Source organism: uncultured Acetobacterium sp., from assembly GCF_927416815.1.
In the GTDB taxonomy this organism is placed as follows: Bacteria; Bacillota; Clostridia; order Eubacteriales; family Eubacteriaceae; genus Acetobacterium.
Genome location: NZ_CAKMJU010000021.1, coordinates 1 through 15,970, shown reverse-complemented (window position 1 = coordinate 15,970; position 15,970 = coordinate 1). Strand labels below are relative to the sequence as shown.

The window sequence follows — 15,970 nt, the reverse complement described above, 5'->3', positions numbered from 1 at the left end:
ATGTGTTAACATCGCCCCCTAACGCCTACATTATAACACAGTGCGATAAAGTACGCAATAATTAAATGAGAAATTTGACAAAAAAACAAGCCTATATAAGGCTTTGGGGGATTTTTTCTTTATTCAACTGTCAAAGACCCGATTTTCCAAAAAACCACTTTCGATTTTGCCTCTGTGGTATAATGAATGTAGTTTTTTTTATGTTGAAAATGCTTAAGTGGATGTGATTTTAATGGCACGAAAAAGTCGAAGAGTAAATGGGAATGGGAATAAATCGGTAATAAGTATTGGTTCAACTAAAAAGCCAGAAACTTGTGCTGGTGTTTACTTAAGATTGTCCTCTAAAGACTGTGTTGACAAGGATTCAATCCAGAATCAAAAGGCAATTATTCATGGTTCTAAGTCAATAGTTGGGGTGGGGATTCTATAATCTCCGCTCCATTTGTTGTTTTCGGGTTGTTTTTATATAGAAATTAATGTAAAAGGTTTTTTTGCATAACAAATAAGCCAACAGATTATAAATGCTTGTATAACTACTGGCAGGTATGAAGAATTCTGTTTCTAAAGCGATTGAAATTTCTTACACCATAGCTGATTCTTTTTAGGACTTTAATTTTATTGTTGTAGCCTTCTGTACAACCATTGGTGTAGCCATATTTAAAAGCATTTAATATTTCTTTGCTCCAGTTTCTGAAAGCAGTTATACACGCTTGAAATTCTTTGATGTTTTGAGATTCAGCATATGCAATCCATTCATAGAAATCTGTTCGTTGCTGAGCGTATTTGGGCTCGTGACAAATAGCGTAAAATGTCTCTTTGAGTCGATACGCCTGTCTAAGATCATCGTTATACAACAACATGATATTAAGTCTTTCGGTTTCCGCTTCAGTTAGATTTTTAGCACGTTTTAGAATCAAAGTACGACTACGCTTAAAATATCTTCGAAGTTCGGGTGTCATAGTCTTCTGAACGCGTTTTCTTACATTTTCAACAGCCCAAGTGACTTGCCTAGTAAAATGATACTTATCAACGATGATCAAAGCATTGGGGAAAAAAGTTCGAGCGAGCTGTGCATATTGGTTCCACATGTCACAAATGAAAAACTGGACCTTTAGTCGTTCGTGTCTAGAAAAACGCTTAAAGTAGTCTATAAGGTGCTGTTGCTTTCTGTCAGGCAATATATCCAGTATACGCTTTTTCTTAGGATCTACTAATATGCATTGATATTTCTCGCCACCTGCATTGCCTTTAAATTCGTCTATAGCAAGTGCTTTGGGTAATGTAGAAGGTCTAGAGTAACAAACATGGTTAAAGATCCGATTGACAGTTGTTGGTGAGACATTTGCTTTACTTGCCACAAAAGAGACGGACACAGAGTGTGACAACTCGGAGATAATGTATGCTGACAAGCGATTGGTCATCCGATGATAGCGTGGCAAAAAATCATAATGCTCATAAAATTTTTTCCCGCAGGAACATATATACCGTCTTTTCCTAAGAATGAGCAAAACTGACTTGTTCATATAGGGGAAATCTTTGATTTTCTGAAACCTATAATCATGAACTTTTGAAGTAACGCCGCCACAACAAGGACAAACAGTAGGCGTAGGCTTAGTTTCTAAAGTTATTTTCAAAAGAGTATCGCTATGACTAATGTTTTTTACTTTAACATCTTTTAAACCGAGTAATTTACTGATAAAATTTGAGTGCACTTATATGACAACTCCTTTCTTTGTTAGTCTAGTCAACAACATTTTAACGGAGTATGGAGTATAAGTGCATTTTTTTGTCAAAAAACATAATAAATGCTGTGGTGGATTTTATCCCACCCCAACATTTATTATAGAACCTTTTTTTGTTTGGTAAAAGCAGAAAGGCGTTTAGGCGGCATAACGGCAAGCCCAAGTCGAATGCCAGGAAGAAAAGCTTTTGAAAAACTCTTTACATAAATAACCATCTGATGGGTGTCATAGTAATATAAGGGCATTGATTTTGAACCATAACTTAAATCAGCTAAATAATCGTCTTCAATGATATAAACTTGATATTTGGCTGCTAAAGCGACCAATCGTTGTTTCTCTTTTTCTGTTAGGCTCGTTCCAAGGGGGTTGTGACAACGGGGGATGGTGTAGAAGCACTTGAATCGACCTGTTTTCATGGCGGATTCAAGCATTTTAAAGTCAAGGCCATTTTCTGTTCGGGATATACCTGTCATGGGAATGCCGTTTAAAGCGTGTAAGGATTGGAAAACGCCATAAGAAGGTTGTTCAACGAGTATCTCGTTTCTGCCGTTTTCAAAATCAGTGGTTGCAAGCAATGCGAGCGCTTGTTGTGAGCCAGATGTAATGACGATTGAATGGGCATCGCAAAAAATCTGACGTTTAGCCAAATGGTTTTGAAGTGCAATTAGAAGTGAGGGAAGTCCTGATGTGGGACCATAACAAAAAAGTTCGCGTTTATAATGCGCGATGCTTTGATCCAAACAGTGTTGAAATTCTCGAAAGGGGATTAGGTTTTTATCAGGGTGCATTTTTGTAAAGTCTATGTAGGCCATTTCATTTGCAATTTCAGGTGGTTGTTCCATCCAGTAGTAGCCACTTTTAGGTATAACATAAACAGAATGAGATGCTTCTAACACTTGGTAAGCTTTGATGACTGAGGCATTACTTAAGTGAAGTTGTTCGGACAAACCTCTAATGGACGGCAGTTTATCCCCAGACTTGATGCCGCCATTTAAAACTGCAGTGCGAATCGTTTCAAGTACTTTTTCATATTGTCTCATATGCGTTACAGGCCTCCTTTAAACTGTACCGTAACAGATGGATAATTCTACATCTGTACTTATTAATGAACTCATTTTACACTAATGATATAGATTTAGCAATTAAATAATCATAACAGGAGGAATCGATATGAAAGACAATTGGCAATCATTGAAGCAATCAGGTTACATCTTTACTGAAAATAAAGCAGATATTAGTGCGGAAGCGCTTATGCCACTTTATGCACATATGTACTGGGCGACTCGTCGATCAATTGAAGTCGTAACAGAAAGTTTAAAGCATTCTTATGTATGTGCAATTAAAAAAGAAAATGAACTGGTAGCATGTATGCGACTTATTACGGACTATGCAACATTTGCCTATTTATGTGATGTGGTGGTTGCACCTCAACATAGGGGACAGGGATTGTCTAAATGGATGTTAACAGAAGCTTTAAATAAACCAGAGATCCGTGATTTAAGACGATGGTGTCTCATGACGAAAGACGCTCATGGCTTATACAGACAATTTGGATTTGAATTAAGTGATACCCCAGAGCGATTCATGGAGGTATTGCGTGAGTAATCTGAGTGATAGAGGGAAAGCAATCATTTATGTAGCCATTGCTGCAGTACTTTGGAGTACTGCGGGTCTATTTATCAAATGGATTCCATGGCATCCTGTTGCAATCGCAGGACTAAGAAGTGGTATAGCAACTTTGGTGTTACTTTTATATTGGTGGATGAACGAAAAATCATTGCCCCCAAAACCCAACCTAAAAAAGAGTTTCGGCGCGCTTAATTACATGTTGCTGGTACTGTTGTTTATAGGTGCTAACAAAATGACGACGGCTGCAAATGCTATATTACTACAGTTTACTTCACCTATTTGGGTTATTATACTGGCAGCGATTTTTCTAAATGAACCATTCAGGAAAAAAGACATCTGGACGACTGCGGCAGTGCTTATGGGTATGGGACTATTCTTCGTGGGCAATTTAGAGTTTGGCAGTATGTTTGGTAATTTTTTAGCGATTTTAAGTGGCTTGGCGATGGCTATAATGGTGGTGTCGCTTAAAGGCGTTAAAGTGGGTTCGCCACTAGAAATTATATTATGGGGTAATATATTCACTTTTATAGTGGGCTTTCCATTTTATGGAGGCATCATATTCACCCAAGTGAGTCTAGCAGGTATCCTATTCTTAGGTGTGGTCCAACTTGGTCTATCGTATATTTTCTTTGCCAAAGACATACAAAAAGTCAGTGCATTTGAGGGCATTCTAATTCCCGTATTAGAACCATTACTTAATCCCATATGGGTCCTATTGTTTTATGGAGAGTATCCGACTATTTATGCGTTCGTAGGGGGTATAATAGTCATATGTGCGGTAGGTGTAAGTAGTTTGAGAAATGCATAAAATGAAAAACTCGGATGAGGTGATCGATTTTCCGAGTTTTCATTTTTATTTGCAATCACACCACCATTCGACAGTAGTTTTCCACTTTAAACCCATAACTGAGTCTAAAGATTTCATCTCGACTTTCAAGGTCAATCCCTGTTAAATCGAGAATTTTACTTATTCTATAGGATAGACTATTGCGATGAATGGAAAGAGATTCAGATGTTTTTGCCATATGAGATTGGCAGTCGATAAAGGTCTGTAATGTTCGGTATAATTCACCATTATGGGCTTGATCGTAGTCTCTAAGGCGCTTTAATGCAGGGTGTGCGTACTGCATCAGTTCCTTCTCGTTCAAACGACTTAGCATCACATAAAAATTGTACGAAGAGAAATACATAAGTTCTTTTTCGATTCGCATCCTCGTTGATATGTTGTATAACTGTTTGCTTTGTCGATACGCATCCTTAAGCGCCATGATATCTGTGCATGGACTACTTATGCCCATATGCACCACGCCTTGCTGAAATAATGCAAGCAGTTTTTTTTCTTCCTCTAACTTTAATTTTCCATCCTGTTGCATTTTACAAATGAAAACGAGATTTTCTTCATCCATTAGGCAAAATGCACCAGGAAGTATATATTCAATCTGCTCTTTTAAAAAAGTGGTGGCTTGAATATTATTTAAGTATTCATTAGGCTTCACTACGAGGCATCCCATTATATCAGGGAATTTCATTTGATTCATTTTTAGCCGAATATGGATTAAATCAGCTTCTGCGCCATGAATTAATTCATATATAAGTGTTTCCTTTTGAGAGCCAAATATGCCCTTGTGTGCTTCGGTTCGCAAGAGGACTTCACATGCTGAACTCCCTACAAATGGTAAATACTCTTTGTATAAATGCTCTTTTATTTCTGCTTTTTCAAGCATAATGACATAGCCAACCAATTGATTTTTCCAGAACATTTTACTGCAGAGTTTACGATAGAGTGAGAATTTGCAAACGACTTCAAATACGTCTGAGTTGTCTGGAAAAGGACAGATTTTTTCTAAGTTATGAACTTCTTTAATAAATTCATAAGAACAGTACCCACGCTCTATATTTCTTTTCCAGATAGGATCGTCGATACCTTGATCAGAAGAGACATCAAGTATCTTAAATCCAGCATCTATAACGATAATGGGATTTTGAAGTTTTTTTTCTGCAGATTTGAGAATCGTTTTTAGATCTGCACCTTTCATTGTAAGTACCATTAAGTCGGCCGCTTCTTTACTTGTCTGTAGATCTTTGTGAATAAACTTATTAATTGCTTGTAGTGTTTTTAATATTTTATCCTCATATATCAAAGCATAACTTGAAAATGCTTGAAGTGTTTTACTAGATAAATGGGTGATTTCATTTGTACTTTCTATGCCAATGATTGCAGTAAGTCCTGTAGTTTCAGTTGGCAACTCTTTAAAAGTCCCGATATAGAGTGTGTCAGTAATCTCGTCAATGCCTTCTTCGAAAAGTTGTATCTTTTGGACATCATTGTCAGCGTTTATATGGGTTTTTAGTACTTCAATGTCATATTCTGTTTTCATGAGTCGTAGAATATTACTAAATTTCATCGATTAACCACCTATCTTATTCTATAATACGTAATTGTGCGTTTTGCACAAATACGATTTATATATTCATGCATTTCTCACCTATCAGCCTTCAAATCATTTTGTTATTATTATATTATAACAGACCATTCATGAAATGTCTTGTAATCAATTAGAAATGCAAACTAAATGTACTTTTGAACTACCTTTTCACATCATTGCAAAAGGTTTGTTCAATATGCCTAATTACGTTTAATACTAAGAGGAGTGAAATCATGACGTACGAAAAGTTATTTGAAAGAGGACGAATAGGAAAAGTCAATCTTAAAAATCGTGTTGTAATGACTGCCATGGGGGTCAATCTTGCAAATGCGCAGGGGGAAGCAAATGATGTAATAACCAGATACTATGAAGAACGCGCTAAAGGTGGCGTTGGTCTAATTATCACTGAAGTCGCTAGAATTGATGATGAGTATGGTGTAGGAACTCCAAATCAACTTTCTGTAACTGAAGGTCGTCATATTCCCCATCTAGAAAGAATGATTGAAACCATACAAAAATATGGCACCAAAGTATTTGTACAACTTCATCACCCTGGTCGTGAGACAAAAAGTCATTTAATCGGCGGCAAGCAAATAGTTGCACCATCAGCTATAATGTGTCAAGTTACTCAAGAGATGCCACGTGCATTATCAACAGAAGAGTGTGAAGGATTAGTAAAAAAATTCATTAAAGGTGCCGTTATTGCGAAGACCTGTGGCGCAGATGGTGTGGAACTTCATGTGGCTCATGGTTATCTTCTTAATCAATTTGTATCACCTTACTCAAATAAAAGAACAGATAAATATGGTGGCAGTTTTCAAAATAGATTACGTATGGTATCTGAAATTATCACAGGGATAAAATACATGTGCGGTGCAGATTTTCCGATCTCTGTAAGAATAAGTGCGGATGAGTTTGTTGAAGGTGGATTGAAAATAGATGAATCTATAAAAATTGCCCGAACATTAGAAAGTTATGGGATTGATGCGATAAATGTTAGCAGTGGCACATATGAAAGCGCTACGACGATTATTGAGTCGGGATCATATCCTCAAGGATGGAAAAAACATTTGGCAGATGCTGTACGTAAAAACGTTAAAATTCCAGTAATTGCGGTCAATAATATCAAAGACCCAGAAACTGCTGAGCAACTGCTTCAGGATGGTGTATGTGATTTCGTAGGTGTTGCAAGAGGCACATTGGCAGATCCATATTGGGTTAAAAAAGCGAAAGAAGGAAAAAGTGACCAGATCAGAAAATGTATTGGATGCTTAAACTGTTTTGCTGAACTTACCCAGGGAAGACATATTAAGTGTACTGTAAATGCCACGCTTGGTAGAGAAATAGAGTTTTCAGACTTGCAAATAAATGGTGCGGGTAATACAGTTGCAGTTATCGGTGGTGGGCCTGCGGGTATGCAAGCAGCACTAGTGCTAGATCAGAGAGGATATAAGACCATTCTCTTTGACGACAGAGATAAACTTGGTGGCACTCTAAATGTAGCGGATAAAGCGCCGATTAAAGACAAAGTACTCGCAATGAATAATGGACTGGTACGTGAAATTGAAGCAAGTGGTGTGGAAGTAAAAGCAAAAACAAAAGCCACTGTTGAAATGATTAAAAAACTTAATCCTTCGGGCGTATTTGTAGCCGTAGGTGCAGTTCCAACCGTTCCACCTATTCTTGGAATAGATTCAAAGAATGTTATGAAGGCTGAGGATGTTTTGCTGGGCAAAGCCACGCCAATAGGTAAAGTCGCTGTAATTGGATCTGGACTCACAGGACTTGAAACCGCTGAACTTCTTGCTGATAAAGGTCATCCAATCATACTTGTTGAAATGCAAAAAAATATTGGACCTGGAATCAATAGAACCATTCTTGCAGATCTTATGATGCGCTTCAAGAAGCACGAACCACTCATTATGTCAAATCATCGATTAATGTCTATTGGGGATAAGGGGATTGTGCTCATGAATCAAATGACTTCTCAACCAATTCAAGTGGAAGCGGATACGATTGTTCTAGCACTTGGTGTAACGCCAAGAAGTGCTATGGTGCATGAGTTTATGGATGCTTTTGACAACGTTAGGGTTATTGGAGATGCAGAAAAGGCAGGACGTATTCAAGAAGCAATTAAAGAAGGGTATAGTCAAGCATTTGCATTTACAACAAGTGCATATTAGAGAAAGGAGAGCGGGAATATGAAAGATTTTATTAATAAAGTGGCACTTATTACCGGGGCTGGAAATGGATTCGGATTTGAAATTGCGAAAGAATGCGCCAATCGAAAAATGAAACTCGTGCTTGCAGATATTGATGAAAAAGACCTTGAGGTTGCTGTTTCATTTTTAAAAGCACGTGGTGCTGAAGTTATAGGTGTGACGTGTGATGTAACTCTTGACACTGAAATTGAAAAAATGGTAGATGCAGCCATGGATTGCTATGGTAGAATCGACTTTCTAGTAAATAATGCAGGTGTAGCAATCTCAGGTCCAGTTTGGCAACTTCCTCTTCAGGATTGGGATTGGATTATAGGTGCTAATATCATGAGTCAAATCTACGCTATGAGAAGAGTGATTCCTATCATGTTAAAGCAAGAAAGCAAATGTCACATTCTTAATGTTGCTTCTGTAGCAGGTTTAATTACTTCTAATGGCATGCCAGCATATCATACCACAAAGCATGCCAGTGTTGCGCTTTCAGAAAGCACAAGTTATGATCTTCAAGCAATCAATGCCAACATCAACGTATCTGTATTTTGTCCAGGGTTTGTTCAAACAGATCTCCATAACCATGAAAGACATCGTCCTGAAAGATTTATGGATAAAAGTGACCCGTACTATAGTAGTTCCGAATATTACAGTGGGCTGAAGCGTGCCGAGTTTGTTATAAAAACGGGAATGCCTATAGATAGTATTGGTATGAGTGTCATGAACGGGATTGAAGAGGACCAGTTTTATATTCTGACACATCCGAATTACAACACACTCATAGGCAGAAGAGTAAAGGATATGCTTGAAGGACGAGGCCCAGATCTTAAAGTCTTAAGAGGGTAGTCATATTTTGTAAATAAGTATCAGACACGAAGCAATCACGACTTCTTGTCTGATATTTTTATGTTAATTTAATGGGCTCAATGTCAATAGTTGGGGTGGGGATCTTATGATCCCCGCTCTTTTTATTGTTTTGAGGCTGTTTTTATGTAGAGGTTGATATGTAAGATTTTATTGCATGCGTAATAAACCAATCTATGTCGGCCTATGTTTTAAATCATATTACCGGCAAATATGTAGAATTCTCGTCCTAAAGCGTTTAAAATTTCTAACGCCATAGCTGATTCTCTTTAAGACCTTGATTTTATTGTTATAACCTTCAGTACAACCATTGGTATAGCCATATTTAAAAGCATTTAAGATTTCTTTGCTCCAGTTCCTAAAAGCAGTAATGCAGGCTTTAAACTCTCTGATATTTTGTGACTCTGCATAAGTTATCCATTCGTAAAAATCTGTTCTTTGCTGGCTGTATTTTGGATTTTGACAAATTTCATAGAAGCTTTCTTTTAGTCGATAAGCCTGCCTGAGCTCATCGTTGTAAAGTAGCATAGCATTAAGTCTTTCAACCTCGTCGGGCTTAAGGTTTTCAGCTCTTTTTAGGATTAAGGTCCGACTTCTTTTAAAGTACTTTCGCAAGTCGGATGGCATATCTTTCTGTACGCGTTTTCTAACATTCTCAATAGCCCAAGTTACTTGTCTGATGAAGTGATATTTATCCACGATGATTTTTGCATTAGGAAAGAATAACCGTGCAAGCTCTGCATACTGATTCCACATATCACAGATAAAAAACTGGACTTGAAGTCGTTCGTGCCTTGAATAGCACTTGATGTAATCGATGAGATGATTTTGTTTGCGATCAGGCAAGATATCCAAAATACGTTTTTTCTTAGGATCAACTAGGATACACTGATACTTTTCTCCTCCAGCATTACCTTTAAACTCGTCGATAGCAAGGACTTTGGGAAGAGAGTGAGGTCGTGAATAATGAACATGATCAAAGATTCGATTTACAGTAGTCGGTGAAACGTTAGCCTTTTTTGCCACGAAAGTAATTGGAACTGCATTGGAAAGCTCTGATATGACAAGGGGATATGACAAGGGGACGTTTCGTTTGTCATATCCATCATTTCACAGCCCGCTCTATGACAAGGGTATGACAAGGGGACGTTTCGTTTGTCATATCCATCATTTCACAGCCCGCTCCACCATCATCTTGCCCAGTCCCAACACCCGGCTCAATTGACGGATACTGCCACCGGTTTCCTGCTGAATCTGTCGGATCAGCTGATTTCGCTTGTCTACCGACACTTCTCCCAGATTCCGGTATTCGGGGTTCTGGCTGAGCAGATCAGTCAGTCGTTCATCTGTCCATCTCCTTTTTGAACGGTTATCCAGACATTGATCCTGGTTTTCTTCCTCAGAAAATCGAATAAAATCTGCTTCTGTTGGAAAGTAGTCTTTGATTATCCCACTATCAAGTGACGTTGCCTTTCCATGATAGGCCTGCCTGATCTGATGATAACTGCTCCACGGATATTCTTCCAAGCAGGAAGCTATTCCGGCTTTTATGGGATTGCAGTGAATGTAGCGAACCACCGTCATCAGATACAAGTCGTCCTCCACGGCTTCGCTGTTGAAACGATTCTGAAAGAGATGTCCGGTTCGACCGTATTTGTTATTGTGCAATTGTACATAACCAACGGTCATCCGTTTGATGCTGGTTCCCAGTTCTTCGCCTTCTTTGATCAGCAGATGAACGTGGTTGTCCATCAGACAATAGGCATACAACTCAAAGCCGCCGATTTCTCTGGCTTTATTCAGCTTTTCCATAAAAATTGATCGATCCGCATCATCCAGAAAAATATTACGCCCATCCAGACCCTTCAGCATTACATGGTAAATGCCGGTTGCACTTTTAACCCGGGCTTGTCTTGCCATTTCTGATTTCACCTCCTGCTTTTTTTCAAGTATATCACAGCTTGATGGGCATGACAAACGAAACGTCCCCATGTCATTCAATTCTTCGCCTTCTTTGATCAGCGTTAATGTCAAATAGCCTACACATATTTCATACTAAAGATTCATGCGATAATACCTTCAACAGATTAATAGGTAATTGCGAAATGAAAAAGATTTAGAGCACAGAGAATTCGGCGGTAAGAAACAGACAGACTTCATGAAGTCAGAAGGGAAACGAACAACAAAGCGAAGAAAATGTTGCAGAAGATGAGAAAAAAAGCGCAAAAACAAAAGCTGGGCAAAGAAGATAAAAAGTCCAACTAGGCAACGAGTGGTTTAAGACTGCGTAAGTACTGATGCTGATGAATAGTATCGGAAAGAATTGCAGTAATCAGCTGGGTAATTCCGGCCAACAGCAAATCGGCGTGAAGTGTCCTGGCATTTTGAGTTTTACGGTTGGCAAGACAGAAACTGTCTTTGAAGTGATTAATGGATTGTTCAACGACGCCCCGGATCTTATAGATTCGAGCCCATTCGAGTGTCCCACGAAGGGTTCCGGGGTAGGCCCGAAGATTTTTTTCAGGGTAGACGTAAAACATCCGACCACAGGAAGACGAAGTGCAAGGATTTTCACAGAAACACTGACGTTTGGCTTTCCCGGCTTCCTGTTTGATCCATTTTGTTTTGGGACAGGTGAATTTAAACCGAATCAGGCCGTTCTTTCGTTTGGCCCGCCCTTCGGATTTCATGGGAAGAGAAGGATCGTTTGGACAACAGGGAATCCCATCGGCATTAACCGGACAATCCGGATAGGAAAGTTTACCACGCTGATTCAATGGAATGAAAGCTTTTTCAAATTTCAGCTCCCCAAGGAGGGACTGATAAATCGCTGAACTGTCAAACGCAGCATCACCAATGAAAAGTTTGGGGACAATCAGCGGGTGCTTTTTAAAGAAGTCTGTAAGAACCGGAATCAGGGCTTTAGTATCATGAAGCGATTTGTCCTCATCGGGAGAATCTGATTTTTTCTCGACAGAAATCTCCGGATGATCAGCCAGAAAATTCGCATCATAGAAAGTGATATCCCGGACAATGCCAAGTCCATTGGTGATGATGCCGAATTTGTAGACGTAACAGAAATGACCATTAATGTAGAGCTGTTTGATTTCCGGGTTGGATTTTGCGTGCGTGGGCATTGAACCGTAAGCAGCCTTATAGGGATCATAGGCGTCATCAAGCTGGTGAGATTTTTTAAATGCCTTGAGCTGCTTAATGATTTTATTGGCAAATTTTGGATTGTTTTCAGTGACGTAGGCTTCAATTCCTGAGGTATCAAAAATGGTCATCATTGCTTTATCGGCATCAATTTTCTGGCAGATCGGTTCAGTTACATCAACAAGACGATGAAAGAGCGATTGTAAGTCCATCAGGTATGTTTTTTTGAAACGGGTCAGTTGCGATGCGTGGGGAACCCGGTTAAAACCACAGAAATCCCGGAGTTCTCTGGAAAACTTGAGAAAAGTAATCAGAAGTGTATCTGTGGGGATGGAAAAAATCCGCTGCAGGATCAGAGCCCAGAGAATCGAACAAAGTTCAAAATCTCGATATCGGCCATGAGCCGAATAGTAATGCTGATAAAATGAATGCGGAATCAACGCGTGAAGATTCAGATTCTCTTCCAGTAGTGAAAGAAAGTGATGTTTGTCACTTTCAAAAAAATGAGTACAATCAGAATAAACTTCAGCCAAAGAAAGCTGTTTTTGTGATAAAATAGTCATGATATAACTCCTTTCAGGTTGATAGATTTGTTTATAAGCAACTCAATTTTATCACAATCTGGTGAGGAGTTATATTTTTTTATCTAAAAAAAATCCCGTAATTATGCGGGCTGTGGCGTTTTGCAAACGCCTACAACAGATTAATAAATGGAGGTATTTTTAATGTCCAAAGATGAACTGCACCTATTTCGTCGTCAGCAGATTGAGGATTATCGCAATTCCGGTCAATCTGCAGAAACCTGGTGCGAAGCAACTGAAATGAAAGTATCCACCCTGCGTTACTGGCTGCGACGAATCAAAGACGCCGATCAGCCAGAGCCAGAACAGGCCTGGGCTACCATGAAACTGATTGATAACAAGACCCCTGCTAAGTCAACACCCGTAATGATCCGGGTTAATAACTTCGAAATCATTCTGCATCGGGGTTTTGAGCCCTCAGTTTTAACCGCTGTGATCCAAACGCTCCAAGGGATATGATTGACACTGCGCTGATTGATCAGGTTTTTGTTGCCTGTTTTCCCTGTGATATGCGAAAATCAATCAATGGACTCTCAGCCCTCGTACAGCTGACTTTTGATATGGATCCCTTTGCCAATCATCTCTATGTGTTTTTCAACCGTAAGGGTGATAAAGCTAAAATCCTCCGCTGGTCAAACAACGGCTGGTGGCTTTACTATCGTAAGCTCAGCCGTGGTACATTTAAATGGGTGTTTAATGAATCCCAGACGGTTAAAGGCATTTCCGAAAGACAGCTGCGCTGGCTTCTGGATGGCCTGTCGCTTGAACAACCGCAAGCCCATCGGGCCGTTAACAAGCGCTTGATAATCTAATTTTTTCAGTCTTTAAAAGTTCTCGAAAATCGCACTGTTATGCGATTTATATGATTATTTAGCTGTTCTTTTCTACGGTTTTGTGGTATAATAAACTCATGAAAAATCAAGCGGAACCCCCTAAAATTCAACTCTTAAATATGCAATCCCTGCCCTATGATGAGCTGCTCAAAACCTGTAACGAACTGCAAGTTCAGTTGATCCAGACGCAAACCCAGCTGACCTGGGCAATGGAACAGATCCGACTCCTGACCCACAAGAAATTCGGATCTGGCGCTGATAAAGTCGCTTATCCCGATGGCTGTGATCAAGATCAACTCTCATTCTTCAACGAACCGGAAGCGGCTGCAGATTTTTCTGTCGCTGAACCGGATCTTTCTGATGTCCTTGCCGATGCGAAGAAACCCCGTAATAAAAAAGCAAAGGGGAAACGGAAACAGGATTTCTCCAATCTGCCAACGATTGTCATTGAACACGAACTGCCGGAGTCGGAACGCATCTGTCCCAATTGTAGTCATTCCCTTCATGACATGAAAGTGGAAATCACCCGATTGCTTAAATTTATTCCTGCCCGGTTTGAAGTGGAGGAACATCATCGGCATGTCTATACCTGCCGTGAATGCGCTAAACATGACGATGGGATTGATTTGAAAATTCCCTTTATTCGTGCGGCGATGCCAAATACCCTGATTCCCGGCAGCTTTACAACGCCGGAGCTGGTCGCTGCGATTATCAATGCCAAGTACGTCTGTGCCATGCCGCTGGCCAGGCAGCAGCAGGAGTTTGAACGCTACAGTGTCGCACTCTCCCGGCAAACCATGTCAAACTGGTTGCTGCGCTGTGCCGAAGACTACTTTTTACTTCTCTATCAGCGGATGCGGGAAATCATGCTCACCCGGGATATTTTGCATGGGGATGAGACCACCGTTCAGGTTGCCAATGAAACCGATCGCCCGGCAACCAGCCAAAGTTACATGTGGGTCTACTGCACCGGGGTTCATGATGAAACCCCGATGGTCTACTTTGACTATCATCCCACCCGCAGTACGGAAGCAGCACTTAGCTTTCTGGGAACCTATAAAGGGTATCTTCATGCTGATGGATATGAGGTTTATCATCGGCTGTCTCCGGATATCACGGTGGTCGGCTGTCTGGCTCATATCAAGCGGGGCTTTTCTGACGCCATTAAATCCTTGCCAAAAGAAGAACAGAGACGAGCGGCTTCGTATGAAGGGGTTCAGTTTTGTGATACCATTTTTCACATCGATAAAAAGTTAAACGACTGTACTCCGGCTGAACGAAAACTAAAGCGGCTGACCTTGTTAAAACCGGTAATGGCGGCTTTCCACGATTGGCTCGTTGCAATGCAGGCCAATGCCCTACCAAAATCCTATCTCTCCAATGCCGTGAATTATACTCTGAATCAATGGACTTACCTGGAAAACGTCCTGCAAGACGGTCGCCTGGAATTAACAAACAATCGTGCGGAACGATCTATTCGGCCATTTACAATCGGCCGAAAAAACTGGATCATGCATAATACCCCTCAAGGTGCGACAGCCAGTGCCATGATTTATAGTCTTACCGAGTCGGCTAAAAGCAATCAGCTTAAACCCTACAACTACCTGGTATACATTCTCAAAGCGATGGCCAACACCGATCTGGTGAACCATCCCGAACTAATTGATCAATTCCTTCCCTGGTCAAAAACACTTTCGCCAGATTGCTATAAAACCAGTTGATAAACATTGAATTACGGTCCCGCTCCTCCTGGAGTTGGGCTTTTTTTATGCATAGGTGCCTACAGTTTGACATTTACTCTTCTTCGATACGGAAAATGATGATATAATTATAATGTGGTACAAGTGCCTTTCGATAACCCCTCGATTTCATAAGAAGTTCATCGGAATATGCATATATTTTGGGATTAAACTCCAAATTATCATAAACGTACGCGATTTCTGTTAGTAAATTTCCAGCTGCCTGTGGGTTTTTCAGTTGATTAACAAGGGGACTTACAATATGATCAAGTAATGCCTCGGCACTTTCTGTTATAATGAGCTTATATCGCATATTTATTCTTTAGATTATCAAGAGATTCCCTTGCATCCGTAGTTTTACCCGTATCGTTAATGTCAAATAGTCCGCACATATTTCACGCTACAAATTCATGCGATAATACCTTCAACAGATTAATAAATGGAGGTATTTTTAATGTCCAAAGATGAACTGCACCTATTTCGCCGCCAGCAAATTGAGGATTATCGCAATTCCGGCCAAACAGCAGAAACCTGGTGCGATGGGAATGCAATGAAGGTATCCACCCTGCGTTACTGGCTGCGACGAATCAAAGACGCCGATCAGCCAGAGCCAGAGCAGGCCTGGGCTACCATGAAACTGATTGATAAGGCGACCACTGCCAAGTCAACACCCGTAATGATCAGGGTTAATAACTTCGAAATCATTCTGCATCGGGGTTTTGAGACCTCAGTTTTAAACGATGTGATCCAAACGCTCCAATGGATATGATTGACACTGCGCTGATTGATC

Annotated in this window: 15 protein-coding genes; 8 read left to right on the top strand and 7 right to left on the bottom strand. The window is 40.0% G+C overall.

Annotated features, from left to right (window positions below; genetic code table 11):
• Positions 1-533: 533 nt before the first annotated feature.
• Both QZ998_RS03580 and QZ998_RS03575 read right to left on the bottom strand, forming a co-directional pair.
• Positions 534-1,712 (bottom strand): ISL3 family transposase, encoded by a 1,179-nt coding sequence (locus tag QZ998_RS03580; protein ID WP_296558077.1) that lies wholly within the window; start codon positions 1,710-1,712, stop codon positions 534-536.
• Positions 1,713-1,840: 128 nt separating this feature from the next.
• Positions 1,841-2,782 (bottom strand): PLP-dependent aminotransferase family protein, encoded by a 942-nt coding sequence (locus tag QZ998_RS03575; protein WP_296558075.1) that lies wholly within the window; start codon positions 2,780-2,782, stop codon positions 1,841-1,843.
• 130 nt (positions 2,783-2,912) lie between these two features.
• Here QZ998_RS03575 and QZ998_RS03570 point away from each other — a divergent pair, with 130 nt between their 5' ends.
• A complete protein-coding gene (locus QZ998_RS03570; RefSeq protein WP_296558073.1) occupies positions 2,913-3,347 on the top strand; it encodes a GNAT family N-acetyltransferase in 435 nt (144 codons plus the stop codon).
• Positions 3,340-4,179, top strand: a complete 840-nt coding sequence (locus QZ998_RS03565; protein WP_296558071.1) for a DMT family transporter — start codon at positions 3,340-3,342, stop codon at positions 4,177-4,179. The genes QZ998_RS03570 and QZ998_RS03565 overlap by 8 nt, the downstream gene beginning before the upstream one ends.
• A gap of 55 nt (positions 4,180-4,234) precedes the next feature.
• Here QZ998_RS03565 and QZ998_RS03560 read toward each other — a convergent pair whose 3' ends face one another.
• On the bottom strand, positions 4,235-5,776 hold the full coding sequence (locus QZ998_RS03560) for a helix-turn-helix domain-containing protein (protein ID WP_296558068.1): 1,542 nt from the start codon (positions 5,774-5,776) through the stop codon (positions 4,235-4,237).
• Between the two features lie 254 nt (positions 5,777-6,030).
• Here QZ998_RS03560 and QZ998_RS03555 point away from each other — a divergent pair, with 254 nt between their 5' ends.
• Together QZ998_RS03555 and QZ998_RS03550 are read left to right on the top strand one after the other, a co-directional pair.
• Entirely contained in the window at positions 6,031-7,980 is a 1,950-nt protein-coding gene (locus tag QZ998_RS03555; RefSeq protein ID WP_296558067.1) for an FAD-dependent oxidoreductase, read from the top strand.
• A gap of 18 nt (positions 7,981-7,998) precedes the next feature.
• The gene (locus QZ998_RS03550) at positions 7,999-8,853 is read left to right on the top strand and encodes an SDR family NAD(P)-dependent oxidoreductase (RefSeq protein WP_296558065.1); all 855 of its coding nucleotides are present in this window, start codon (positions 7,999-8,001) and stop codon (positions 8,851-8,853) included.
• 219 nt (positions 8,854-9,072) lie between these two features.
• Here QZ998_RS03550 and QZ998_RS03545 read toward each other — a convergent pair whose 3' ends face one another.
• From QZ998_RS03545 to QZ998_RS03535, 3 genes are all read right to left on the bottom strand, one after another.
• Positions 9,073-9,951 (bottom strand): ISL3 family transposase, encoded by an 879-nt coding sequence (locus QZ998_RS03545; protein WP_296558064.1) that lies wholly within the window; start codon positions 9,949-9,951, stop codon positions 9,073-9,075.
• Positions 9,952-10,038: 87 nt separating this feature from the next.
• Positions 10,039-10,791, bottom strand: a complete 753-nt coding sequence (locus QZ998_RS03540; RefSeq protein ID WP_296558060.1) for a transposase — start codon at positions 10,789-10,791, stop codon at positions 10,039-10,041.
• Positions 10,792-11,132: 341 nt separating this feature from the next.
• On the bottom strand, positions 11,133-12,584 hold the full coding sequence (locus tag QZ998_RS03535) for a transposase (RefSeq protein WP_296558079.1): 1,452 nt from the start codon (positions 12,582-12,584) through the stop codon (positions 11,133-11,135).
• A 168-nt stretch (positions 12,585-12,752) separates the two neighbouring features.
• On the opposite strand from QZ998_RS03535, the gene QZ998_RS03530 reads away from it, so the two are divergent.
• The 3 genes from QZ998_RS03530 (at position 12,753) to QZ998_RS03520 (ending at position 15,162) form a co-directional block, all read left to right on the top strand.
• Positions 12,753-13,067, top strand: a complete 315-nt coding sequence (locus tag QZ998_RS03530) for a hypothetical protein (protein ID WP_296558057.1) — start codon at positions 12,753-12,755, stop codon at positions 13,065-13,067.
• Positions 13,064-13,420, top strand: coding sequence for an IS66 family insertion sequence element accessory protein TnpB (gene tnpB / locus QZ998_RS03525; protein WP_296558055.1), 357 nt, complete (start codon positions 13,064-13,066; stop codon positions 13,418-13,420). The genes QZ998_RS03530 and tnpB overlap by 4 nt, the downstream gene beginning before the upstream one ends.
• A 98-nt stretch (positions 13,421-13,518) precedes the next feature.
• Positions 13,519-15,162, top strand: a complete 1,644-nt coding sequence (locus QZ998_RS03520; protein WP_296558052.1) for an IS66 family transposase — start codon at positions 13,519-13,521, stop codon at positions 15,160-15,162.
• Between the two features lie 73 nt (positions 15,163-15,235).
• Here the strand turns inward: QZ998_RS03520 and QZ998_RS16855 are convergent, their stop codons facing one another.
• Positions 15,236-15,493 carry a type II toxin-antitoxin system RelE/ParE family toxin gene (locus QZ998_RS16855; RefSeq protein WP_366512383.1) on the bottom strand — a complete coding sequence of 86 codons (258 nt, stop codon included), beginning with the start codon at positions 15,491-15,493 and terminating at the stop codon, positions 15,236-15,238.
• A 141-nt stretch (positions 15,494-15,634) separates the two neighbouring features.
• On the opposite strand from QZ998_RS16855, the gene QZ998_RS03515 reads away from it, so the two are divergent.
• Positions 15,635-15,949, top strand: coding sequence for a hypothetical protein (locus QZ998_RS03515; RefSeq protein WP_296558051.1), 315 nt, complete (start codon positions 15,635-15,637; stop codon positions 15,947-15,949).
• Positions 15,950-15,970: the final 21 nt, after the last annotated feature.